At 70.9% G+C, this 23,496-nt stretch carries 21 protein-coding genes and 1 pseudogene; 11 read left to right on the top strand and 11 right to left on the bottom strand.

What is annotated here, in order from left to right; all coding sequences use genetic code 11:
- Both ACFOLC_RS07045 and ACFOLC_RS07050 read left to right on the top strand, forming a co-directional pair.
- Window positions 1-3,906: a translocation/assembly module TamB domain-containing protein gene (locus ACFOLC_RS07045; protein ID WP_386758505.1), complete on the top strand. Its 3,906-nt coding sequence runs from the start codon at window positions 1-3 to the stop codon at window positions 3,904-3,906.
- A gap of 179 nt (window positions 3,907-4,085) precedes the next feature.
- Window positions 4,086-4,580, top strand: coding sequence for a hypothetical protein (locus ACFOLC_RS07050; RefSeq protein WP_386758506.1), 495 nt, complete (start codon window positions 4,086-4,088; stop codon window positions 4,578-4,580).
- A gap of 128 nt (window positions 4,581-4,708) precedes the next feature.
- Here the strand turns inward: ACFOLC_RS07050 and ACFOLC_RS07055 are convergent, their stop codons facing one another.
- From ACFOLC_RS07055 to ACFOLC_RS07065, 3 genes are all read right to left on the bottom strand, one after another.
- Window positions 4,709-5,863 (bottom strand): hypothetical protein, encoded by a 1,155-nt coding sequence (locus tag ACFOLC_RS07055; RefSeq protein ID WP_386758507.1) that lies wholly within the window; start codon window positions 5,861-5,863, stop codon window positions 4,709-4,711.
- Between the two features lie 444 nt (window positions 5,864-6,307).
- Window positions 6,308-8,197 (bottom strand): tRNA uridine-5-carboxymethylaminomethyl(34) synthesis enzyme MnmG, encoded by a 1,890-nt coding sequence (gene mnmG, locus ACFOLC_RS07060; protein ID WP_386758508.1) that lies wholly within the window; start codon window positions 8,195-8,197, stop codon window positions 6,308-6,310.
- 511 nt (window positions 8,198-8,708) lie between these two features.
- Window positions 8,709-9,242, bottom strand: a complete 534-nt coding sequence (locus ACFOLC_RS07065) for a hypothetical protein (protein WP_386758509.1) — start codon at window positions 9,240-9,242, stop codon at window positions 8,709-8,711.
- A 195-nt stretch (window positions 9,243-9,437) separates the two neighbouring features.
- Between ACFOLC_RS07065 and ACFOLC_RS07070 the strand changes: the two genes are divergently transcribed.
- The 5 genes from ACFOLC_RS07070 (at window position 9,438) to ACFOLC_RS07090 (ending at window position 13,687) form a co-directional block, all read left to right on the top strand.
- Window positions 9,438-10,367 (top strand): DMT family transporter, encoded by a 930-nt coding sequence (locus tag ACFOLC_RS07070; RefSeq protein WP_386758510.1) that lies wholly within the window; start codon window positions 9,438-9,440, stop codon window positions 10,365-10,367.
- A 9-nt stretch (window positions 10,368-10,376) separates the two neighbouring features.
- Complete coding sequence (locus ACFOLC_RS07075) at window positions 10,377-11,357, top strand: threonine ammonia-lyase (protein ID WP_386758511.1); 981 nt, start codon at window positions 10,377-10,379, stop codon at window positions 11,355-11,357.
- 214 nt (window positions 11,358-11,571) lie between these two features.
- On the top strand, window positions 11,572-12,330 hold the full coding sequence (locus tag ACFOLC_RS07080; protein ID WP_386758512.1) for a hypothetical protein: 759 nt from the start codon (window positions 11,572-11,574) through the stop codon (window positions 12,328-12,330).
- A 29-nt stretch (window positions 12,331-12,359) separates the two neighbouring features.
- Window positions 12,360-13,106 carry an MHYT domain-containing protein gene (locus tag ACFOLC_RS07085; protein WP_386758513.1) on the top strand — a complete coding sequence of 249 codons (747 nt, stop codon included), beginning with the start codon at window positions 12,360-12,362 and terminating at the stop codon, window positions 13,104-13,106.
- A 155-nt stretch (window positions 13,107-13,261) separates the two neighbouring features.
- The gene (locus ACFOLC_RS07090) at window positions 13,262-13,687 is read left to right on the top strand and encodes a ketosteroid isomerase-related protein (protein WP_386758514.1); all 426 of its coding nucleotides are present in this window, start codon (window positions 13,262-13,264) and stop codon (window positions 13,685-13,687) included.
- 11 nt (window positions 13,688-13,698) lie between these two features.
- Here ACFOLC_RS07090 and ACFOLC_RS07095 read toward each other — a convergent pair whose 3' ends face one another.
- The 4 genes and pseudogenes from ACFOLC_RS07095 to bioH all read right to left on the bottom strand — a co-directional run.
- Window positions 13,699-14,316 (bottom strand): hypothetical protein, encoded by a 618-nt coding sequence (locus tag ACFOLC_RS07095; protein WP_386758515.1) that lies wholly within the window; start codon window positions 14,314-14,316, stop codon window positions 13,699-13,701.
- Window positions 14,317-14,422: 106 nt separating this feature from the next.
- Window positions 14,423-15,430 (bottom strand): multidrug resistance efflux transporter family protein, encoded by a 1,008-nt coding sequence (locus tag ACFOLC_RS07100; RefSeq protein WP_386758516.1) that lies wholly within the window; start codon window positions 15,428-15,430, stop codon window positions 14,423-14,425.
- Window positions 15,427-16,347 carry a malonyl-ACP O-methyltransferase BioC gene (gene bioC / locus ACFOLC_RS07105; protein ID WP_386758517.1) on the bottom strand — a complete coding sequence of 307 codons (921 nt, stop codon included), beginning with the start codon at window positions 16,345-16,347 and terminating at the stop codon, window positions 15,427-15,429. The genes ACFOLC_RS07100 and bioC overlap by 4 nt, the downstream gene beginning before the upstream one ends.
- 95 nt (window positions 16,348-16,442) lie before the next feature.
- A pseudogene (gene bioH / locus ACFOLC_RS07110) lies at window positions 16,443-17,201 on the bottom strand (pimeloyl-ACP methyl ester esterase BioH); the annotation flags it as partial.
- Here bioH and ACFOLC_RS07115 point away from each other — a divergent pair.
- The gene (locus ACFOLC_RS07115; protein ID WP_386758518.1) at window positions 17,194-17,490 is read left to right on the top strand and encodes a hypothetical protein; all 297 of its coding nucleotides are present in this window, start codon (window positions 17,194-17,196) and stop codon (window positions 17,488-17,490) included. The pseudogene bioH and the gene ACFOLC_RS07115 overlap by 8 nt on opposite strands.
- Here the strand turns inward: ACFOLC_RS07115 and bioF are convergent.
- Both bioF and bioB read right to left on the bottom strand, forming a co-directional pair.
- Complete coding sequence (gene bioF, locus ACFOLC_RS07120) at window positions 17,480-18,679, bottom strand: 8-amino-7-oxononanoate synthase (protein ID WP_386758519.1); 1,200 nt, start codon at window positions 18,677-18,679, stop codon at window positions 17,480-17,482. The two genes, ACFOLC_RS07115 and bioF, sit on opposite strands and share 11 nt — an antisense overlap.
- Window positions 18,680-18,682: 3 nt before the next feature.
- The gene (gene bioB, locus ACFOLC_RS07125; protein ID WP_386758520.1) at window positions 18,683-19,798 is read right to left on the bottom strand and encodes a biotin synthase BioB; all 1,116 of its coding nucleotides are present in this window, start codon (window positions 19,796-19,798) and stop codon (window positions 18,683-18,685) included.
- A 49-nt stretch (window positions 19,799-19,847) separates the two neighbouring features.
- Here bioB and ACFOLC_RS07130 point away from each other — a divergent pair, with 49 nt between their 5' ends.
- Together ACFOLC_RS07130 and ACFOLC_RS07135 are read left to right on the top strand one after the other, a co-directional pair.
- Window positions 19,848-20,576, top strand: a complete 729-nt coding sequence (locus ACFOLC_RS07130) for a ComF family protein (protein ID WP_386758521.1) — start codon at window positions 19,848-19,850, stop codon at window positions 20,574-20,576.
- Between the two features lie 63 nt (window positions 20,577-20,639).
- The gene (locus ACFOLC_RS07135) at window positions 20,640-21,179 is read left to right on the top strand and encodes an HdeD family acid-resistance protein (RefSeq protein WP_386758522.1); all 540 of its coding nucleotides are present in this window, start codon (window positions 20,640-20,642) and stop codon (window positions 21,177-21,179) included.
- A gap of 6 nt (window positions 21,180-21,185) precedes the next feature.
- Here ACFOLC_RS07135 and ACFOLC_RS07140 read toward each other — a convergent pair whose 3' ends face one another.
- A complete protein-coding gene (locus ACFOLC_RS07140; protein ID WP_386758523.1) occupies window positions 21,186-21,692 on the bottom strand; it encodes a Rid family hydrolase in 507 nt (168 codons plus the stop codon).
- A gap of 178 nt (window positions 21,693-21,870) precedes the next feature.
- Here ACFOLC_RS07140 and ACFOLC_RS07145 point away from each other — a divergent pair, with 178 nt between their 5' ends.
- Window positions 21,871-22,422 (top strand): HdeD family acid-resistance protein, encoded by a 552-nt coding sequence (locus ACFOLC_RS07145; RefSeq protein ID WP_386758524.1) that lies wholly within the window; start codon window positions 21,871-21,873, stop codon window positions 22,420-22,422.
- A 48-nt stretch (window positions 22,423-22,470) separates the two neighbouring features.
- On the opposite strand, the gene ubiA is transcribed toward ACFOLC_RS07145, so the two are convergent.
- On the bottom strand, window positions 22,471-23,379 hold the full coding sequence (gene ubiA / locus ACFOLC_RS07150; protein ID WP_386758525.1) for a 4-hydroxybenzoate octaprenyltransferase: 909 nt from the start codon (window positions 23,377-23,379) through the stop codon (window positions 22,471-22,473).
- Between the last annotated feature and the right edge of the window lie 117 nt (window positions 23,380-23,496).

Below are 23,496 nucleotides of genomic sequence, written 5' to 3' on the forward strand. Positions count from 1 at the left end.
ATGAGCGAGCAGGCCGCCCAGAGCCACGACGAACGCATCGCGCAACTGCGCCAGCGTCGACGCGCGCGCCTGCGCTGGCTGGCGGTGCGCGGCAGCCTCGCCGCCGGCGTGCTGACCCTGCTGCTGGCGGGCTTCGCCTACTGGCTGCTCGCCACGGTCGGCGGCCGTGACCTGCTGCTGGCGCAGATCGTCGCGCGCCTGCCCGACAACGCGGCGCTGTCGTGGAAAGCAGTGGACGGCCCGCTGTCGGGGCCACTGACGATGCGTGGCGTGCGCTTCACCTACGACCGCATCGTGTTCACCGCCGACCGCGTGCACCTGGACCCGGCGATCCGTCCACTGTTCGGCCGGCGCCTGCGTCTGGACGCGCTGCAGATCGGCGGCGCCACGCTCGAAATCCCCAAGAGCGACGAGCCGTTCGAGCTGCCACGCTGGCCCGAGGTGCTGCCGCAGATCGCACCGCCGCTGGAACTGCAGGCCGACGACGTGCGCGTCGATGGTTTCCTGCTGACCCAGGAAGGCGAGAAGCTGATCAACATCCACACCCTGCGCGCTGGTCTGGATGCGCAACAGGGCAAACTGCATGTCGAGAAGCTCGCCGTCGACAGCGACCGCGGCCGCTTCGACGTGCACGGCGACTACGCGCCGCGCGACGATTACCGTACCGACCTGACCGCAACCGCGGTACTGCCCGCGGCCCATGGCCGCACGCCGGCACGGCTGGGCCTGGTCGCCAAGGGCGACCTGTCGCGCATGGACGTGGCCGTGTCGGGCAAGGCCCCGGGCCCGGTGCGCGCCACGCTGACCCTGCGCGGCAAGGACGATCCGCGCTGGCAGCTGCGCGCCAACGCCGACGCGCTCGACCTCGGCCTGGTCACCGGTGCCGAGCAGGCCGATGACGACCAGCCGCTGACGCTGCAGCTCGCAGCCGACGGCATCGGCGGCGCGGTCGACCTGCAAGGCAGCTTCGCCCAGGGCGACCTGCGCGCGACCGTGCTGCCGTCGAAGATCAAGCTCGACAACCAGATCCTCGACGTGCAGCCGCTCGCACTGGAAGTGTTCGACGGCCGCGTCGCCTTGCGCGGGCGCGCGGATTTCACCGATGCCGCAAACGCCTCGTTCCGCTTCGCCGTCAACGCGCGCGGACTGCAGTGGCACGGCACCGCCACCGCCGCGCCGGCCAAACCAGCGGCCAGCACCAGCGCGAAGAAGCTCGCCCAAGCCACCAGCCAGGCCAGCGGCCAGACGCCGGGCGTGGCCATCGGCGCCGACGCCGACCTCGGTGTTGCCGGCACGCTCAAGGCCTGGGCGGCGATCGGCCACGCCACGCTGAGCCGCGATGGCGACCAGGCAACGGTGCAGTTCGACGGCCGCGGCGACGACCAGCGCATGACGCTGAAGACGTTCAAGGCGCAGATGCCCAGTGGTGAACTCGACGCCACCGGCACGCTGGCATGGGCACCGGCGCTGGGCTGGGACCTTAACGCGACGCTGGCCGGCTTCGACCCCGGGTATTTCGCCCCCGACTGGAAAGGCTCGGTCAACGGCAAGTTGACCAGCACAGGCCGCACCCGCAACGACGGCGGCCTGGAGATCGGCGTCGACGCACGCGAGCTAGGCGGCCGCCTGCGCAACCGCCCACTCAAGGGCCAGGGCCGTTTCGCGATGCACGGCGCCGGCACCGCCGGCGGCACCACCGCCTACGACGGCGACGTCGCCCTCAGCCTCGGCGGCAGCCGCATCGACGCCAAGGGCAAGGTCGCCAACACGCTCGACGTCGATGCGAAGTTTTCGCCGCTGGTGCTCAGCGACCTGCTGCCCGACGGCGCCGGCACGCTGCGCGGCACGCTCAAGCTCAGCGGTGCGCCCACCGCGCCGAACGTCGTCGCCGATCTCAGCGGCAGCGGCTTGCAGTACGGCGATTACCGTGCCGACAGCTTCACCGCCAAGGGCCAGCTGCCGTGGCAGCGCGGCAACGGCGCGATCGCCGTGCGCGCCAGCGGGCTCGCGGTCGGGCTGCCGCTGGCGTCGCTGAGCGTGGACGCGCGCGGCGCGGTCGAAGCGCTGCAACTGCAGGGCGAGGCGCGCGGCGACATCGGCACGCTGACGCTGGCCGGCCACGCCGACAAACGTGGCACCACCTGGCAGGGCGCGCTGGCGACGCTGCAGCTGACGCCGGCCAAGGGCGCGTCCTGGCGCCTGCAACAGCCGGCGCAGTTCCGCTGGGACGGGCGCAACGGCACGCTCAGCAACACCTGCCTCGCCGCCAGCGGCGGCGGCTCGCTGTGCGCCAGCGCCGACTGGCCGCGACGTGGCGTCGACGTGCGCGGCGAGGGCCTGCCGTTGAGCCTGGTCGTGCCCTACCTGCCCGAGCGCGAAGGCCGCCAGCCGTGGCTGCTGCGCGGCGACATCGCGCTCAGTGGGCAGCTGCGTCCGGTCGGCAATGCCTGGCGCGGTCAGTTCAACCTGAGTTCGTCCGGCGGCGGCCTCAAGAACAGCGAGCGCTCGCGCAGCGAGATGCTCAGCTACGACAACCTCAAGCTCGACGCGACCTTCGACCCGCGCCGGATCAACGCCGAGTTCAACACCGCCTTCAACAGCGGCGGCCACATCGACGCGCGCATCACCACCGGCTGGGACGACTACGCGCCACTCGCCGGCGAGCTCGCGTTCAACACCGACCAGTTGGTCTGGCTGGAACTGTTCTCGCCCGACATCGTCGAGCCCAAGGGCCGCCTCGACGGCCGCCTCACCCTCGCCGGCACGCGCGCGCAGCCGCAGCTCGGCGGCCAGGCGCGGCTGTCGCAGTTCAGCACCGAGCTGCCGGCGCTGGCGATCGTGCTCGAGGACGGCGACGTGCAGCTCAACGCCCTGGCCGACGGCAGCGCGCGCATCGCCGGCCAGGTGCGCTCGGGCGAAGGCACGCTCAACGTCGACGGCTCGCTCAACTGGCAGAACCTCGATGCCCCCCTGCAGTTGAACGTGCGCGGCAACAAGGTGCTGGTGTCCGACACCCGCGACCTGCACGCAGTCGCCAGTCCCGATCTGCAGGTCGCCTACACCGCCGGCCAGCCGCTGCAGGTCACCGGCACCGTCACCGTGCCGTCGGCGCGCATCGACCTGGAACGCCTCGACCAGGGCGTATCGGCGTCGCCCGACGTGGTCGTGCTCGACCCGGTCGACCCGGAGGACACCGCCAGCACGCCGCTCGAGCTCGACCTCACCCTGGCCCTGGGCGACGACGTCAAGCTCAACGGCTTCGGCCTCGAGGGCAGCCTCGGCGGGCAGATGCGCGTGCGTGCACGCCCGGGCCGCGAGATGACCGCCAGCGGCCAGCTCGATGTCGAGGGCCGCTACAAGGCCTACGGCCAGGAGCTCGACATCACCCGCGGCCGCCTGTCGTGGTCGAACGGCCCGGTGTCCGACCCGGTGCTCGACGTGCGCGCCGAGCGCAAGGTCGGCGACGTCACCGCCGGCGTCGACATCCGTGGCCGCGCCAGTGCGCCGACCGCGCAGGTCTGGTCGGACCCGGCCAGTTCGCAGTCCGAGGCGCTGTCCTACCTCACCCTGGGCCGGCCGCTGTCGAGCGCGAGCAGCGACGAGAGCCAGCAGGTCAACGCCGCCAGCGCCGCACTCTCGGCCGGCGGCAGCATGATCGCCTCGCAGATCGGCGCCAAACTCGGCCTCGACGACGCCGGCGTCAGCGACAGCCGCGCGCTCGGCGGCAGCGTGCTCGGCATCGGCAAGAACCTGTCACCGCGCCTGTACGTCGGCTACGGCGTGTCGCTGCTCGGCACCGGCCAGGTGCTGATGCTCAAGTACCTGCTACGCAAAGGCTTCGACGTGCAGATCGAATCGAGCACGGTCGAGAACCGCGCGTCGATCAACTGGCGCACGGAGAAGTAAGGGTGGAGGCTTGCCCTCGCTCGCGATCTGCCGCACGCAGTCGATCGATGATGCCCCTCTGTGCCGTGCTGCTGGGATCGTGGCTGATGGGCTGCAGCCCACGGTCCCCGCCTGGCGAAGCGCCCTTGGCCGGATGCCCGGCGCGGTTCGCAGCGACGGCCGGACCCGGTTTCAGCGCGATGCTGCCAACCGACGCGGGCATGCATGGTCTGTGGGATCCGCACAGCTTTGCCGACGTCTGCACGCGGGCCCGCTGGGAGGCCCGGTTCATGGAGAACTCGTCGATCGAACGGTCCATCGCGAACGGAAGTTTCGTGCCGATCTACGTACACACTGACGGTTCGCCGATGATCGAAGTCAGGACCGGCCTGGGCGGCGCCGCGGCTGCGCTTACGCCGATCGAGCAGGATCGGGTGGTCCGCACTTCGCGTCCGTACCTGTTCCGCTCGCAGGGGCTGCTCTCGCTCAGCGGCATCGAGTACATCTCCGGGATGCAGGACGCGGCCTCCCGCACGATCGCACTGGCGCCGGGAAAATGGACGGTGCGGATCATGGATCTGCGCGCCGATGTGCCGGGACAGGACCCGGAAACGGTCCCTGACTTCGTCGCGCTCATCAATCCGGAGAGCATCGGCGCCGTCGACTACGCCCGTTCGGTGGAAACCTTCGACTAATCGCCCACGATCATCCTGGAAACGCAACTGCGCGGGATGGAGCCACGCGGCGTGAACTGCGATGCCGCCTGCGCCAACGTCGTATCGAGCGTGATGGCGCCACCGTGACACCGCCGTGCAGTGCCGTGTCATGGCGCGAGCGAGTAACGCTGGCCTTTCAGCAGGGGCTTGCCGTCAACGACGTCGGTCCAGACGACATACGCCGCATCGTCCGCGACCGCTAGCTGCGCAAAACCCGTGGCCCGGCCCTGCCCCTGCAACCGCGCCACTTCGCCACGCTGCAGTTCACGCGAGAGGTCGGATGCGAGTCTGGCAAACCAGAGCGATTGGCCTTGCGCCTCCTCGCGCGTCCACACCGCCCAGACGGCATCGTCTCCGATGGCCGTGCCGATGCGGCCCTGCACGGCGGCTCCCTGGTCCAGCGTGATCGGTGCAGTGAAGCCCGTGCCGGCATCGGTGCTGCGTGCAAGCTTCAACGTCGGTGTATCCCCGGCCGCGGTGTACCAGCCGACGACCGCTTCGTCGCCGCGCGCGGCGACCGCCGGGCCATTGACCGGGCACGCCGGCATTTTCCAGTGGTCGGCATGGACCAGGTGCGCCGGTGTCCACGCACCATCAACGAAACGGGTGACGGCAATGTCGCGGATTTCCTCCGGCGTGCGGTCGCGGTACACCAGCAGCGGGCCGCGCGACGTCAGCGCCGCATCGGTCTGGCAGCAGTCGCAGGTCATCGCATCGAATTCGCGTTCGTCGTGGCGCTGCAGCGACGCATCGAAGGCGGCCGTGCGCAGGGTCATCGCAGCCGGAACCGGCCCTGAGCCTGTCGCGGCGTGGCCTTCGTGGCCTTCGTGACCACCGCCGCTGTTGCGACCGTCCAGCCAGGCGATGCCTAGGCGGTCGCGCGCCGCCGGCCACAGCGAGACGAAGCCGTGTTCGGTCGGGGTGCCGTCGTCGTTGACCAGCGTGGGCTGCGACCAGGTGACACCGCCGTCGCCGGAGCGCACCAGCGCGACGTCGTAGGCGTAGGTCGCGGCCGCGGATTTGCGCAGCCAATGCGCCCACAGCGCGCCATCGGCGGTGACAGCCAGGTGCGGCGTGTCGGCCCAGTTGACGAACCAATCCGCGCCGCGGGCGATCTCGCGCGGCGAGCTCCAGGCGCTGTTGGCGTAGCGGGCGAACATGAGCGCATGGCCTTTGGCTTGCGGCTCGATCCACGACAGCAGCAACGCGCCGTCGGGTGCGCGGATCAGGTCGGGTTGCGCGGCGACGCCCGTGGTTGGCAACGGCCAGTCCGCGGGAACAGCCTTCTTAGCGGCGACTACCGGCGCAGCATCCGTAGTCGGCGCGACCGTCTGCGGTGGAGTGGAACGCTGGCAGGCCACCGGCAAACACAGCATCGCCGGCAGGAGCAGAGGCAGGAGGCGGAGGGGCTTCATGCGCGCAGACTAGCGCGCCGGGCTCGGCCTGCGCGAGTGGCGTGCCCTGAAGAATCCAAGCCCCATGACCGTTCGTCCTGAGCGTAGCGCAGCGAAGTCGAAGGATGAGCGCGACGGCAGCCTTCCCACCCGTTCGCGCTTCGGCTTCGGCGCAAAGCGCCTGCGCTCAGGGCGAACGGTGATTGGCAACCAGCGCGCTGCAATCCACGACGGCGGGCAGCGCCAGCGTCACGCCGCGCCGCGATACCGCCTGGGTGCGACGATGCCAAACGCGCCGCAGCGCGCGAGGCTCTACGCCACCCGGCTGCGGCGGGCGCGGGTCAGGTGCACCAGCAGCAGCGAGATCGCGGCCGGGGTCATGCCCGGGATGCGCTGCGCCTGCCCCACGGTTTCCGGCTGCACGCGCTGCAGCTTCTGGGTGATTTCCGCCGACAGGCCGCGCACCGTGGCGTAGTCGAAGTCGGCCGGAATCGCGGTGCCTTCGTGGCGCTGCTGGCGCGCGATCTCCTCGCGCTGGCGCTCGAGGTAGCCGGAGTACTTCACCCCGATCTCGACCTGTTCGGCCACGGCCGTGTCGCTTACTGCCGGACCGAGCGACGGCACGCTGGTCAGCTGGGCGTAATCCAGTTCCGGGCGCTTGAGCAGGTCGAGCGCGCTGGTTTCGCGGCTGAGCTCGATGCCGAGCGTACCCATGACTTCACGGCCCAGGGCATTGTTCGGCGCCGCCCACACCGACGACAGGCGCGCGCTTTCGCGTTCGATCGCCTCGCGCTTGGCTTCGAAGCGGGCAAAGCGCGCGTCATCGACCAGGCCCAGTTCGCGCCCGACCGGGGTCAGGCGCAGGTCGGCGTTGTCCTCGCGCAGCTGCAGGCGGTACTCGGCGCGCGAGGTGAACATGCGGTACGGCTCGCTGGTGCCGTGGGTGATCAGGTCGTCGACCAGCACGCCCAGATAGGCCTGGTCGCGGCGTGGGCTCCAGCCCTCGGCGCCGGTCACGAAGCGCGCGGCGTTGACGCCGGCGAGCAGGCCCTGCGCGGCGGCTTCCTCGTAACCGGTGGTGCCGTTGATCTGGCCGGCGAAGAACAGGCCCGCGACGGACTTGGTCTCGAGCGTGGTCTTGAGCCCGCGCGGGTCGAAGAAGTCGTACTCGATCGCGTAGCCGGCGCGGGTGATGTGCGCCTGCTCGAAGCCGCGGATCGAACGCACCAGTTCCAGTTGCACGTCGAACGGCAGCGAGGTCGAGATGCCGTTCGGGTAGATCTCGGCGACGTCGAGGCCTTCGGGTTCGACGAAGATCTGGTGGCTGGTCTTCTCGGCGAAACGCACCACCTTGTCCTCGATCGACGGGCAATAGCGCGGGCCGATGCCCTCGATCTGGCCGGTGTACAGCGGCGAGCGGTCGAGCGCGCCGCGGATGATGTCGTGGGTGCGCTCGCTGGTGTGGGTGATCCAGCACGAGACCTGGCGCGGTTGGTCGGCGTGCGAGCCGATGAGGGACATCACCGGGCGCGGATCGTCGCCGGGCTGCTCCTCCATCACCGAGTAATCCAGCGTGCGGCCGTCGATGCGCGGCGGCGTGCCGGTCTTGAGGCGGTCGACCGCGAACGGGCCTTCGCGCAGTTTCCGGGCGAGCGCGATCGCGGGCGGGTCGCCGGCGCGGCCGGCGGCGTAGGTGGTCTGGCCGACATGGACCTTGCCGGCAAGGAAGGTGCCGGCGGTCAGCACCACCGCCGGCGCGACGAAGCGCAGGCCGGTCTGGGTGACGACGGCGGCGACACGGCCGTCAGCGAACTCGATGTCGTCGACCGCGGCCTGGAACAGGGTCAGGTTGGGTTGGCTCTCGATCGCACGGCGGATGAAGCTGCGGTAGAGCGACCGGTCGGCCTGGCAGCGCGTGGCGCGCACGGCCGGGCCCTTGCTCGCGTTGAGCCGGCGCCACTGGATGCCGGCAGCGTCGGCGGCGCGCGCCATGACCCCGCCGAGGGCGTCGATCTCCTTGACCAGGTGGCCCTTGCCGATGCCGCCGATCGCCGGGTTGCAGCTCATCGCGCCGACGGTCTCGACCGAATGGGTCAGCAGCAGCGTGCGCGCACCGGCGCGCGCCGAGGCCAGCGCGGCTTCGGTGCCGGCGTGGCCGCCGCCGACCACGATCACGTCGTATTGGTAGAAGTTCTGGGTCATGGCTCGGTCCGGGGCGCCGCGGCCCGGGCGCGCGCGAATTCTAGGGCAGCGCGGTCCAGCCCGGCGTCGCCGTGTGAACACAGGATGAAGGTTGGCACGGTTCCTGCGACATCTCCCCTGCACCCAGCGGGGCAGGCGCTAGGCGCCGGCCGGAATTGGAACAGGGGCTGGTCAAGCGCTCGCAGGGGAAGCCGGGGGCCGAATGTCGGGGGACATTCGGCCCCTTTTTTATCTACCGCTTACGGCATTGATTGCTTGAGGACTGCGCGGCGGGAGGCCGGGGGCGACGGCCGCCTCGGCATGTTGCGCGTGCCCGGAATGGGCGCCGACGCCCGACGAGGACGGAACAGGGGGGATCCGTGATTCCTCATCGGGCGCCGACATGGAGCGGGAACTTCTTTCCGATTACGTCCAAAAGCGACGCTGCCGGTCAATACACGTAGATTGCGGTCAGTCTGGCGCCAGTGCAAGTGGCAAAAATGTGACTGCGCCCGAGCTTGCGACCCAAGCCTTAGCGCTCCACCTCGCGCTGCCCGGCGGCGCCGGTCGAACGGCGCATCATCTGCTGCACCGGCGAGCCGCCTTCGCGGCGCGGCGCGCTGGACGGACGCGGTGCCGGCCGGCTCGGCGCCGGACCGGCCTGGCGCGGCTGCATCCGCCCGCCGCCCTCGCCTTGGCGACGCAGGCCGTCGAGATCGCGCCAGGGCGCCTTGCCGCTGTCGGGGCGGTACGGCGGCGGCGTGCCGGTGCCGGGTCGCGGCGGGCGCACCACCGGCGGCCGCGGGTGGCCGCCGTGGTAGTACGGGTAAGGATTGCGGTACGGATACCCGTAACCGTAGCGGTACGGGTAGCCGCCGCCGTACCGGTAGGGGTAACCGTACGAGGGGTAATAGCCACCGTAGTAACCGCCGTAGTAGCGGTAGTCGACGCTGGGTCGGCCGTAGTAGTAGTCACCGCGACCGCCGTTGCCGCGGTAGGTGTAGTCGGTGACGCAGCCGGCCAGCAGGGTGGCGGCGAGCACGGGCAAGAGCAGTTTGCGGATCATGGTCGGAACCCCCCGGGTCATGGCGCCAGCTTCGGCCCGAGCCATTGAACTCGGCCTTAATTGTTCCGGGCGGCGCCGACGTAGCGCGGATTGGTTCAGACCCGCTCGCGGCCACCATAGCGCGAACCGCCAGATCACGCGTTGCCGCCCCGGATCGCCAATGCCAGCATGATCGGCCGCCCCCCGAGCCCGTCCATGACCCTGCATCGCGCCTCCGGCCACTGGCGACTCGGCCTGCTGCTGACCGTGATCACCGCGCTGTGCTGGGCGACGTTGCCGATCGCGCTCAAGCTGGTGCTCGAGGTGCTCGACCCGATCACCCTGACCTGGTTCCGGTTCCTGGTCGCGGCCGCGTTCACGGCCGCCTGGCTCGGCGCGCGCGGCCGGCTCGGCGGTTACCGCGCGCTCGGCCGGCGCGGTGCGGCGATGCTGGCGCTGGCCGCGCTGATGCTGGTCGGCAACTACGTGTTCTACCTGCTCGGCGTGCAGTACACGACGCCGGCCAACACCCAGTTGCTGATCCAGCTGGCGCCGCTGCTGATGGCGCTGGGCGGGATCTGGGTGTTCGGCGAGCGCTTCCGCACCGCGCAATGGCTCGGCCTGGCGCTGCTGGCGGTCGGCATGGGCCTGTTCTTCGCCGACCAGCTGGTCGCGGCGGCACGCGCACCCGGGTACATGCTCGGCTCGGCGCTGGTGATCGTCGGCGCGATCGTCTGGGCGGTGTACGCGCTGCTGCAGAAGCAGCTGCTGGTGCGACTGGGCTCGATGCAGATCCTGCTGGCCATCTACGTGTTCGCCAGCATCGCGCTGCTGCCGTTCGCGCACCCCGGTGCGCTGCTGCGGCTCGATGCGTTGCACTGGGCGATGCTGGCTTATTGCGCGCTCAACACGATCGGCGCCTACGGCGCGTTTGCCGAGGCGTTGGCGCACTGGGAGGCGTCGCGGGTGTCGGCGATCCTCGCCACCACACCGTTGCTGTGCATCGCCGCCGCGGCGCTGGTGCACGCATGGTGGCCGCAGGCGCTGGCCCCGGAGCGGATCACCGCGCTGGGCTGGTTCGGCGCGGCGCTGGTGGTCGCCGGCTCGGCCGCGGTAAGCCTGCTCAACCGGCGCGACGCGCGCTAGCATCGGCCGATGAACGACGCTGCCCCGCCGTCCCTGCTCCCCGACTTCGCCGCCGTGCTCGCCGCGGCCGCGCGCATCGCCCCGCTTGCCCACGTCACCCCGGTGCTGCGTTCGCGCAGCCTCGACACGCTGGCCGGCTGCGAGCTGCACTTCAAGGGCGAGCACCTGCAGCGCACCGGCTCCTTCAAGTTCCGCGGTGCCTGCAACGCGATCTGGTCGCTGAGCGACGCCGACGCCGCGCGCGGCGTGGTCACCCACTCGTCCGGCAACCACGGCGCGGCGCTGGCGTTGGCCGCCCGCACCCGCGGCATCGCCTGCCACGTGGTCGTGCCCGAGGGCGTGGTCGCGAGCAAGCTCGCCGCGATCGCAGCCTACGGCGCAACGCTGCACCATTGCGCGCCCAGCATCGCCGCGCGCGAGGCGTTGTGCGGGCAGGTGCAGCGCGCCACCGGCGCCGAACTCGTCCACCCCTACACCGACACGCGGGTGATCGCCGGCCAGGGCACCGCGACGCTGGAACTGCTCGCCAACGGCACCGCCTTCGACGCGCTGGTGGTGCCGGTCGGCGGCGGCGGCCTCGCCAGCGGCACCGCCATCGCCGCCGCCGCGCTGGCGCCGGCGACCCGACTGTTCCTGGCCGAACCCAGCGGCGCCGCCGAAACCTGGGCCTCGCTGCAGCGCGGCGAACGCGTCACCGACTTCGTCCCCGACACTATCTGCGACGGGCTGCGCGGTACGCTCGGTGCGCCCAACTTCACCGTGCTGCAACAGCACCGCGCCGAAGTACTGACCGTCGACGACGCCGCCACCGTGGCGGCGATGCGCCTGCTCTGGCAGCGCAGCAAGCAGTTGGTGGAGCCGTCGTCGGCGGTGGCTCTGGCGGCGGTGCTCGGCCACCCCGACCGCTTCGCCGGACAGCGTGTCGGCCTGGTCCTGTCCGGCGGCAATGTCGACCTGGACGCACTGCCGGCACTGTTCGCGCGCGGCTGACCGCGATCACCGCGCCGATGCCACCGAGCGTCGTGTTTGCGTCGGCGGCCATTGCTTTTTTTGTGAACTTGCCAGCAATATTCTTTGCCGCATTTGGCGGATTCGCCGTAAGCATCTGAATGTGCAGGCGGTACCGGATGGGGATCCGGTCGTGGCGGCGTGGGGACAACCAGGTTTCAAAAACAACACTGCAAGGCCAGGGGGGTGGCTGATGGTGGATGTTGAATTTCGCGTGGTCGCCGACCGCCGCGAGGGCTTGCTGCTGGCGCTTGGGCAGACCGTGATCGCCTGCGACTTCACCCTGTTGCGTCAGCGCATGCTGAGCAGCAACGAGGGCGTGGTGCTGACCATGCTGGTGCGCGGCCCCGACAGCGGCCTGTTGCAGCTTGAGGAACGCCTCGGCACGCACCCGCTGGTGCGCAGCTTCGAGGCCGCGCCGGTACTCGACGGCCCGGCCGCTCGCCTGGCCGAGTCCCCGCCGCGATCAACACCCACCACCACGGCCACGCACGCGGCCGCACCCAGCCCCGCCGATTCACGCCGGATCGAAACCCTGCTGCCTCAACTGGCACGCGACTACCCGAACATCTTCATCCCGTTGCTGGTACTGGAACACGACCTGACACCGGAGCAACGCGAGCCGACCCTGCATTACATCGGCCAGCGCGTCGGCGCCTGGGTCTACAAGCGCGACTTCGCCCTCGGCGGCCACCTCGCGCTGGGCGACGCGGTGCGCCACATCGCCCTGCCGGCGATGCGCCAGATCGTGCAGGCCGAGCTGCACGGCGAGGCCTTGGCGGTCAAGAACAGCCCGTTCTGCCATCGCGGCACGCATGGCGCCTGCTGCCACTTCCTGCGTGGTCTGCTCGGCGGCCTGCTCGGCGGGCCGCACGGCACGCAGGGCCTGCGCGTCATCGAACACCAGTGCCGCAACGCCGGTGCCGACAGCTGCAGCTTCGAGTTCCACGCCTGAGTCATTCCAACCACAAAGGGGGGTTCGCAATGCCGCACGATCACGCCATCCAGTGCATCCACGATCCGCTGTTGGTCGCTCTCTCGTACCTGGTCTGCGTCCTGGGTTCGTTCACCGCCTTGCAGTTGGCCATCGCGATCCCGGCCGCGCGCGGCGCGGCGCAGCGCTGGCGCGCGATCTTCGGTGCCGGCGCGGCGATGGGCGGCGGCGCGATCTGGGCGATGCACTTCATCGCCATGCTGGCCTGCCGGATGGACCTGCCGGTGTCCTATGACCTCGGCATCACCGCGCTGTCGGCGGCGATCGCGATCGCCTCGTGCATGGCCGGCCTGGCCATCGCCAGCGCCGGCGTGTTCGGCTGGGGCAAGCTGGTCCTGGCCGGGTTGTTCATGGGCGTGGGCGTGACCGGCATGCACTACACCGGCATGGCGGCGATGCTGATGCCGGCGACGATCGACTACGACACGACCCTGGTCGCGGCCTCGGCGGCGATCGCGATCGTCGCCTCGATCGTCGCGCTGTGGCTGGCGTTCAACCTGCGCGGCTGGCTGCAGATGCTGGGCAGCGCGCTGGTGATGGGCGTGGCGGTGTGCGGGATGCACTACACCGGCATGCTGGCGGCGCGCTTCCTGCCCAGCGGCAGCAACGCGCTACCGGTCGGCCTCAGTGGCAACAACCTCGGCATGGGCATCTTCGCGGTGACCACGCTACTGCTGGCGGTGGTGCTGTCGACCAGCCTGATCCGCCAGCGCCAACGCGAGATGGTGCAGATTTGATCGACCGTCCACGCTGAACCCGGGAGGCCCACTCGCGCGGGCCTCCTTGTTTTCGCGGTGTGTTTCGCGGCGTTTTCTGCGGTGCATCACGTTCGCGGGCACCGACCGCGCCGGTATCATCAGGCACCGCTCCCGTTCGCCCGCCAGGACACGCGATGAAGATCGATGGCACCCGCAGCCACGACCGCGCCACCGAGCTCGTGCTCGCCTATTACGCCGCCTTCAACCGCGGCGACTGGGACGGCATGCTGGCGCTGCTCGGCGACAGCATCGTCCACGACCTCAACCAGGGCCCACGCGAGGTCGGCCGCGAGGCGTTCGCGGCGTTCCTGCAGCGCATGGCCGCCAGTTACCGCGAGCAGCTGCACGACATCGTGGTGATGGTCTCGCCCGACGGTGCACGCGCCGCGGCCGAATACATCGTGCACGGCGAATACCTCGCCGACGACGCCGGCCTGCCGGCCGCACGCGGGCAGAAATACGTGCTGCCCGGCGGCGCGTTCTTCGAGATCCGCGATGGCCGCATGCAACGCGTAAGCAACTACTACAACCTGGAAGAGTGGATCGCGCAGGTCAGCTGAGCGCGCGGGCGCTAGCGGGTGCCGGGCCCGGCGTTGGCCGCGGCCAGGTAATTCAGCCCCTCGCTCAGCAGCAACCGCGTCACCGCGGCGCGCTCGGCCAGTGGCCGCGCCTGCACGGCATCGAGCAGCGCGCCGACCGAGCGGCAACGGGCGTCGTGGTCGCCGCCGTTGAGGCCAGCGACGAAGCCGTCGTCGAGCAAGGCCGCACGCACGCCAGCCGCCTTCAGCGCCTGCTGCGCGGTGGCGGCATCGAAGGGCTGCCGCGGCGACTGCGCCGCAGCGATGACCAGGTCGGCCACCGCGGTGGCGAAATGCGTGCGACTGGCCTCACCCAGTTGCGCGGCGATGGCGTTGTAGCCGGCGATGCTGCGCTCGGCCTGCGGATCGAACAGCGTGCACAGCACGCGCGCGTCCTGCGGCGACTGGGCGCTGGCGTGCACGGCCTGGAACAGGCCGTCGATGCTGGCATCGGGTGCGCGCCGCAGCAGGTCGCGGCCGTCGGCCGCCAACACGCTGGGATCGATGCCCCATTGCGCCCAGGAAACGTCCTGCGCGAAGGCCGGCGCGGCCGCCATCAGGGCCAACATCAACCCGGCACGACGCGCGCGATCAAAGACTGACAAAGGCACGGCAACGTCTCCAGAGGGTGCGCACCGACTCTAGTCGGCAGCGGCTGAACCGGACATACGGCGTCGAGCATGCGGCTTCGGGCGCGCGAGTGTTGAACGTGCGCGCTCAGGCGCCGCGATCGCCGCGCAGCTCCTGGGTGGCGCGACGGTCGCCGGCCGCGGCGCGTGCCGCGACCAGGCTGAACACGACGATGCCGACCACCACCAGCAACGCGCCGCCGAGCGCGCGCCCCTGCGGCCAGGCCTCGCCGAGCCAGAGCACGCCGATCACCGTGGCGAACAGGATCTCGGCAGCCTGCATCGCCTCGGCCGCGGCCAGGGCGGTCGGGTCGTTGCGGACCATGCCGGTGGCCTGGAAGAACAGCACGGTGGCGATCACCCCGGCGCCGAGTGCGACGCCGGCGGCGAACCCCACCTGCCCCAGCGACGGCAGGCCGGCATCGGCGAATGCGTAGACGGCGACCGCGAGCCACAGCGGCTGGCTCGCCAGGGTCATGCCGAACACGCGCTGGGTCGCGTTGAGCTCGACACCGGCACGTTCGAGGTGCAACAGCAGGCCGCGGTTGCCGAGCGGGTAGGCGAACGCCGACACCGCCACCAACGCCAGCGCGATCCAACCGTCGCGGTCGAGTACGCCACCGCCGTGGCCGAGCTGCAGCAGCAGCACGCCGGCGACCACGACCAGGCCGCTGAGCAGCGCCGGCAACGGAATCCGCGCGCGTTGGTCGCGACCGTGCTTGTTTCGATACAGAAACGGCGCGCACAGCATGCCGGCGATCACGGTCAGCTGGAACGTGCCGGCGATCAGCCACGACGGCCCGCTGGCGGCGGCGTAGCTCAGGCACACGTAGAACAGCACGAAGCCGATGCCGCTCCACAGCAGCCACGGTCCGGGATGGGCGCGGATCGCGCGCCACACCGGTGCGCTGCCACCCTGCCACGGCATCAGCGGCAGCAGCAGCGGCAAGGTGATCAGGTAGCGCAGCGACGCGGTCCAGGCCCAGTGCCCGCCGTCGACCGCGGCGGCGCGGTTGAGCACGTAGGTGCAGGTGAAGAACAACGCCGAGGCCAGCGCGATCGCCACCGCAACCAGCGCCACGCGACGCGGGCTCACGGCCGCTTCCTGATCGGGATCTGATGCACCGGCACCTGCACCTCGTCGACGCCGCCGACACGGATCGGCGTACCCGGCGGCGGCCCCCAGGCATGGGCGTAGATCACTTCCCAGGTCGCCGGCAGGCGGCCGTCGCCGCGCCGGTGCGGCTCGTAGGCCAGCGCGGCGCGCGCGAAGCGGGCGCGACCGGTCAGGCTGCGGCGGCGGTCAACCATGGCATTGGTCGCGCCGAGCGTGCGCAGCTCACGCATCAGGTCGGCGAGGTCGGGGTGGGCGAGCGTGAACTCGTCGCGGTCGAGCACCGGATTCTTGAAGCCGGCCGCGATCAGCGCGTCGCCGAACTGCGCGATCGATGCGAACGGGCTGACGTGCGGCGCGTTGTCGGCCTGCGCGAACGCGCCGCGCAACTCGAACAGCGTGTCCGGGCCAAAGGTCGACACCAGCAGCAGGCCGTCGGGCTTGAGCACGCGACGGAAGCCGGCGAACACCGCCGGCAGGTCCTCGACCCACTGCAGGCACAGATTGGAATACAGCACGTCGACACTGGCATCGCGCAGCGGCAGCGCGCGCGCGTCGGCGCACAGCGGCTGCGGCCGGCGTGCGAAATCCAGCAACCGGCGCCGGTCGCCACCGCTGTTATGGCGCGCCTCGTGCAACATCGGCAGGGCCAGGTCGAGCGCCAGCACCTGCGCCTTCGGCCAACGTTTCTGCATCGCCACGCTGGCGTGTGCCGGGCCGGAACCGACATCGAGCACGACCTGCGGCGGCGCACGGCCGTGCGCCGGGTCGTCGCGGTAATCCAGCGTCTCCATCAGGCGCGCGCCGACCTCGCGCTGCAACGCGGCAGCACCGTCGTAGCCATGCGCGGCGCGCGAGAACGCGCGGCGCACCTGGCGGTGATCGAACAACTCGCTCATGCGTTGTTGCCTTGCGGTTGCCGTTGTTCGTCATCGCCGCGCAGGCGGGAGTCCAGTGCCTGCGCTTGCGATGCAACCGCGCGGGAATGGCGATCCAAAGCCGTCATGAAGTCATCGATCTCTTGCTCAACGGTCTGCGTCGCGCCGAGGAACGGCGCGTGGCCGGCACCGGCGATGACCACGCTGCGCGCGTGCGGCGCCAGCGCGGCGGCAGCCGGCATCGCGCCGGCCGGGACCAGGCGGTCGCGGCGACCGGAGATCCACAGGCTCGGCACCTGCAGCTGCACCAGCTGCGCGCGTGCATCGAAGGTGTCGAGCAGGACCAGCCCGTCCTGCAGCGCACGCGGGGCCGGCTCGCCGCGTGCGAACGCCTGCAGCTTGAGGCTGCGCAGGTCGTCCTGGGCGGTGTTCGAACCCAGCGCCTCCAGCGCCAAAAACCCTTCCAGGGTGCCGCGGAAGTCGCGCTGCAAGGCCGCGCCGAAATCGCGGAACAGCTGCGCGGACACCCCATGCGGCCAATCGTCGGCGGCGACGAAACGCGGCGACGACGCCACCATGATCAGCCCACGCACCTGCTGCGGAAAATCCAGCGCGGCGCGCAGCGCGACCTGGCCGCCCAGCGACCAGCCCAGCCACACCGCGTCGGGCACGCGCGCGACCAGTTCCGCGGCGAGCGCGGCCGGGTCGAGCGCGGTCATGTCCTCGCGCGCATGGCCGTGGCCGGGCAGGTCGACCAGGTGCAGGGTGTAGCGCGCGGCCAGGCGCTCAGCCAGCGGCGCGAACAGGCCGCCGTGCATCGCCCAACCGTGAATCAATGCCAGCGCCGGCCCGTGGCCGCGCGTTTCGATGTACATGCTTTTGGTTTGCCTAGCGGTGGGGGGAACGCCGGGCCGGGGCAGCCAACGCCGCCAGGGCCTCGTCGCGGCGATCGGCCGCGACCAGCAGATGATCGTGGTACAGGCCGGTCAGGACATTGCAGGGTATGCCCTGTTCGGCCAATGCCTTCAACGTGTCGAGCATCGCTGCCAGATCGGTCTGCGCGCGCGGGCACCGGCACGGTCACCCGTCGCGGGCGCGCACCGCCCGGGCCGCGACGACGCACTGCTGCAGTGCGTCGTTCGCATGACGCAGCTCACGCCGTGACCGCGACGCCGAGGTCGGCGCGATCACGCGCCTTCGCCAGCGCCGCCACCAGGCCGTCGACGTCGCCGACGCCGTGCAGCGCCGACAGTGTCACGCGCAGGCGCGCGCTGCCTTCGGGTACGGTCGGCGGGCGGATCGCGGCAACCCAGTAACCGGCCTGCTCCAACGATTGCGCCATCGCCAGCGCGCGGCTGTCGTCGCCACACAGCACCGGCTGGATCGGTGTTTGCGAATCGAGCAGCTTGAGCCCGGCCTGGCGCGCGCGTTCGCGGAAGCGGCCAGTGAGCTCGCGCAGCTTGTCGCGGCGCCAGTGCTCGCTGCGCGCGAGCTTGACCGCGGCCAGCGTCGCCGCGGCCTGCGCCGGCGGCAACGCGGTGGTGTAGAGGTAGGGGCGGGCGGTTTCGGCCAGATGCCCGATCAGGGCCTCGTCGCCGAGCACGGCCGCGCCGTAGCCGCCCAGCGCCTTGCCGAGCGTGGCCAGCTGCAGCGGCACCTCCTCCACGCCGAGGCGGGCGGCGGCCACGCTGCCGCGGCCGTCGGCGCCAAGCACGCCGACGCCGTGCGCGTCGTCGACGTACAGCAGCGCCTTCTGCACGCGCGCGACCAGGGCCAGCTCGCGCAGCGGGGCGACGTCGCCGTCCATGCTGAAGACGCCATCGGTGGCGAGCATCGCCACGCTCTCGGGCAGGCTGCGCAGCTGCCGCAGCGCGCCCTCGGGATCGGCGTGTGGGTAGCGGCGCAGGCGGCAGCCGGCCAGGCGCGCGGCGTCGATCAGGCTGGCGTGATTGAGGCGGTCCTGCACGCACAGCGACTCGTCGTCGAGCAGCGCCTGCCCCACTGCCAGGTTGGCGAGGAAGCCGCTGCCGAACAGCAGCGCGCGCGGGTAGCCGAGCCAGTCGGCGAGTTCGCGCTCGAGCGCGTCGTGCAGGGCGTGGTGGCCGCACACCAGGTGCGAGGCGACGCCGCCGCCGCCTTCGCGCGCGGCGGCGTCCTGCAGCGCGTTGATCACCGCGAAGTGCTGCGACAGGCCGAGGTAGTCGTTGCCGCAGAAGTTCAGCAGCGAACGGCCGTCGACCTGGCAGCGCGCGCCGTCACGGTGGCTGACCGTGCGGCGCACGCGCGTGCGCGCGGCGGCGGCGCGTTCGGCGCGCGCTGCCTCGATCCGCTCACGCCACGACGCGCGGCTCATGGTTCAGGCCTGTGCTGAGGAGACCGCAGCGCGGTCGTCCCGAAGCACCGCGCAGGAACGCGGGGCGGCATCCGTGCCGGTGTCCTCAAGGATGTCAGCGTGCACGGTGGTCCCCCCGGCTTGAAGTGACTGTTCGACCAACTGCATCGGGCGCAGGCCCAGTCGGGCAAACAATGCCATATCGCGCTCGGTGTCGGGGTTGCCGGTCGTCAGCAATTTCTCACCGTAGAAGATGGAATTGGCCCCGGCCAGGAAGCACAGCGCCTGCAGCTCGTCGCTCATGCTCTCGCGGCCGGCTGACAGCCGCACCATCGACTGCGGCATCAGCAGGCGCGCCACGGCAACCGTGCGCACGAATTCGAACGGGTCGAGTGGCTCGGTGCCGGCCAGCGGCGTGCCCTCGACCTGGACCAGGCGGTTGATCGGCACCGAGTCCGGGTGTGCCGGCAGGTTGGCCAGGGCCTGCAGCAGGCCGGCGCGCTGCTCGCGCGACTCGCCCATGCCGACGATGCCGCCGCAGCAGGTCTTCATGCCGACGTCGCGGACGTGGCCCAGCGTGTCCAGCCGGTCCTGCATCTCGCGGGTGTGGATGACCTGGTTATAGAACTCCGGCGCGGTGTCGAGGTTGTGGTTGTAGTAGTCGAGGCCGGCCGACTTCAACGCCTTGGCCTGATCGCCCGACAGCATGCCCAGCGTGGCGCAGGTCTCCAGGCCGAGCGCCTTCACTTCCGCAATCATCATTGCCACTTTCGGGATGTCGCGGTCCTTGGGCGAGCGCCAGGCCGCGCCCATGCAGAAACGCGAGGCGCCGGCGGCCTTGGCCTGGCGGGCCTTCTCCAGCACCGCTTCGGTGCTCATCAGCTTCGAGGCCTCGACGCCGGTGTGGTAGCGCGCGGCCTGCGGGCAGTAGCCGCAATCCTCCGGGCAACCGCCGGTCTTGACCGACAGCAGGGTGCTGACCTGGACCTGCGCCGGGTCGAAATGGACGCGGTGCACGGACGCGGCGCGGTGCAGCAGTTCCGGGAACGGCAGGTCGAACAGCGCGCGCACTTGCGCGCGCGACCAGTCGTGGCGCAACTCGCTGTGGCGAGCGGGGGGGGATTCGCTGACGGCAGGCATGGGGGTTTTCCGACGGACACGGCGGGACAGGCCCGGCAGTCTGGAAAGCATGACGACCCCTGTCAACCAAATCGCCGCTGCATCGGTTGACGGCTGGCTGGCCCGGCTGGGCCGGAGCCTGTGGCCGCCGCACTGCCTGCTCTGCGGCGAGCGCGGCCACGCCGGCCTCGACCTGTGCCCGGCCTGCCGTGCCGAGCTGCCGTGGCAATGCCACGCCTGCGCGCACTGCGCCCTGCCGCTGGCGGTCGCCGCCGAGGCCTGCGGTGATTGCCTGCAACGGCCGCCGCCGCAAGCAAACACGCGCGCCGCCTTCGTCTACCGCGCCCCGCTCGACCGGCTGCTGCCGCGCGCCAAGTTCCACGGCGACCTCGCCAGCGCCCGCCTGCTCGCGCAACTGATGGCGCCGGCCCTGGCCGGTGCCGACCGGCCGCAGGCGCTGCTGCCGGTGCCGCTGCACCCAGGCCGCCTGCGCCGGCGCGGCTACGACCAGGCGCTGGAACTGGCGCGGCCGCTGGCGCAGCAACTCGGCCTGCCGTTGCGCGACGACCTGCTGCAGCGCGTGCGCGCCACCGCGCCGCAGTCGCGGCTCGACGCCGGGCAACGCCAGCGCAACCTGCGCGGCGCCTTTGCCGTGCGCACCGGCGCCGGGCTGCCCACCCACGTCGCCGTGGTCGACGACGTGATGACCACCGGTGCGACCGTGCAGGCGGCGGCGCGGGCTTTGCGACACGCCGGCGTGGCCCGCGTCGATGTGTGGGTATGCGCGCGGGTGCCGTGAGGCTTGACCCGCCGCGGCCCGCGCCGTTTCATGGCTGCTCCGACCGCACAGGGACGAACGCGCATGAACCACGCAGCCGACGACACCCGCAATCGCAACCGCTGGCTCATGCTGCTGTATGGCCTGCTCGGGCTGGCCTTCGGCGCGGCCGTGCTGCTGTGGCCGGACAACACCGTGGTCGCGCTGCTCATGGCCTTCGGCGCACTGGCGGTGATCGACGGCATCTACGCCATTGGCTGCGTGTTCCGCAAGGTCGTCGCCCTGCCCAACGCGCTGCTGCTGGCCTATGCGGTGCTGTCGATCGCACTCGGCGTGGTCGCCCTGCTGCAACCGCTATGGCTGGCGATGAGCCTGTTCTGGCTGGTGGCCGGCTGGCTGATCGTGGCCGGCATCGCGCGCCTGGTGCTGGCGGCGCTGCTGCGCCGGCTGGTCGAGGGCCACTGGTGGCTGGCGATCAGCGGCGTGTGCATGATCGCGCTGGGGGTGTTCTTCCTGACCTACCCGGAGCTGCGCCTGCAGGCGATCACGCTGTGGCTGGCCGTGGCCGCGCTGATCTACGGCGGCATCCAGACCGCGTTCGCGCTGCGGCGCTTTCGCCGGTAAGTCCGGTCAGCGCTGCGCCGGCGCCGCAATCTCCGCCTTCGCACGCCGGCCCGATCCGATGACCGCCTCGGCGCGGATTTCCATCGGCGCGTCCTTGGAGAACAGGGCGGTGGTGCCGACCGCGGTCCAGGCCGGGTAGTGGCCCTTGAAGAACTCGCGGTGGATCTTCAGCACCGGGTCGGCCCGGCGCCGGAATTCGGCGTGGTCGCGGGCGACGTGGAAGCTCTGCAGCTCGACCACGTCGTCCAGGGTCGCGCCGGCCGCCTCCAGGTGCGCTTTCAACTGCTGGAACGCCCAGCGGATCTTGGCCTCCTCACTGTCGCCCTCGCTGGCGGGAATGCCCGACACGATCACGCGGTCGCCGATGCGCACCACCGGGCTGTAGTGCAGGTCATGGTACGAGTCCTCCCAGCCGGCCGGCGCCAGGTGCTCGCGGCTCGGCGGCACCGCCTGCTGGGCGTGGGCGCTGGCAGCCAGGCCACACAGGAGCAGCGACAGACTCAGACGGCGCATGGCAGCACTCCAGTGACGGGACCGGCCGCGATTGCAGCACAACCGCCCCCGCGCCGGCTTCACATCGGTTGCGACTTCGGCGATGGCGACTTCACACGGGCCCGCAATCGCCCGTGACATGCTCCGCGCCCATGTGCCGGCGCGCCGCGTCCGGCTTGTTCACGCCAAGGAGGTCGTCATGAATGTCGGTTTGCTCGCAGGTCTCGGACGCAGCTGGTGGGTGCTGGTGGTGTACGGCGTGATCGCCGTGCTGTTCGGCGTGGCCGCGTTCGCGTGGCCGGGCACCACCGCGGTGGCAATTGCCTGGGCGTTCGGGGTGATGGCGCTGGCCGAGGGCGTGACCAGCGTGATCGCGCTGTTCCGCAAGGACGTGGCGATCTCCAAGGGCTGGCTGGCGCTGTATGCGATCGCCTCGCTGGTGTTCGGCGTGCTGGCCGTGCTCAACCCGGTCACGACTGCCGGCGTTTTGCTGCTGTTCCTCGCCGCCTGGCTGCTGGTCGCCGGCATCTATCGCATCGTGTTCGCGATCCGGGTGCGCAAGGAGATCGAGGGCGAGTGGCTGATCGCGCTCAGCGGCGTGCTGGCGATCGTGCTCGGCGGCCTGTTTGTCGCCTACCCGGGCGCCGGCCTGCTGACCGTGGCGCTGTGGATCGGCGCCGGTGCGCTGATCTACGGCGTGCTGCAGATCATTGCCGGCTTCCGCCTGCGCAAGCTGGCGCACACAATGTGAGCCTGGCGAGGCGGGCGCGAAACGTGCCCGCCTCAAAGCCGGCCCGCCTCAGCCGGCCGCACCGCGCCGCGCCAGGTCCAGCGCGATGCCGGCGAACACCGCCAACCCGACCCAGTGGTTGTGCAGGAACGCGCGGAAGCAGGCCGCACGTTCGCGATGGCGCGCGATCGCAAACTCGTACACCACCAACGCCGCCGCCACCGTCAGCCCGGCCCAGTAATAGCCGCCGAGCCCGGCACGCTGCCCGACCAGCACCAGCGCGACGAAGAACAGCGCGTACAGCACGCCCTGCGCGACCAGGTCGAGCTCGCCGAACAGGATCGCGGTCGACTTGCTGCCCATCTTGAGGTCGTCCTCGCGGTCGACCATCGCGTACCAGGTGTCGTAGGCGGTCGACCACAGGATGTTGGCCGCGTACAGCAGCCACGCCAGCGCCGGCACCTCGCCGCGCACCGCCGCAAACGCCATCGGGATGCCCCAGCCGAACGCCAGCCCCAGGTACACCTGCGGCAGGTGGGTGTAGCGCTTGAGGTAGGGGTAGCTCGCCGCCAGCGCCACGCCGATGAAACTCATCCACACCGTGAGCCGGTTGAGCGTGAGCACCAGCGCGAACGCGATCAGCATCAGCACCGCGAACAGCGCCAGTGCTTCGCGCCCGCGCACCGCACCGGTCGCCAGCGGACGGTTCTGGGTGCGTTCGACGTGCGGGTCGAGCCAACGGTCGGCGTAGTCGTTGATCACGCAGCCGGCCGAGCGCGTCAACCAGACCCCGGCGCTGAACACGAACAGCGTCCATAGCGGCGGCACGCCATCGGCGGCCAGCCACAGGCCCCACCAGGTTGGCCACAGCAGCAACAGCCAGCCGATCGGACGGTCGCCGCGCACCAGCTGCCAGTACAGCGCCAGCCGGGTCTTCCAGACCGGTGCGGGTGGGGTGTCGAAACGTTCGTAACTCATCTTATGCAACCAGTGAAGTGCCCGGCGGCGTGCAATCGCGCCGTGCGCGGCAACGCGTCGCCACGGTTTTGCCGCTAGAATGCCAGCCCCGCGCTGCGTGGCCATCGTTCGATGCCA

The organism is Lysobacter cavernae (genome assembly GCF_042648505.1).
Lineage (GTDB): Bacteria > Pseudomonadota > Gammaproteobacteria > Xanthomonadales > Xanthomonadaceae > Lysobacter_L > Lysobacter_L cavernae.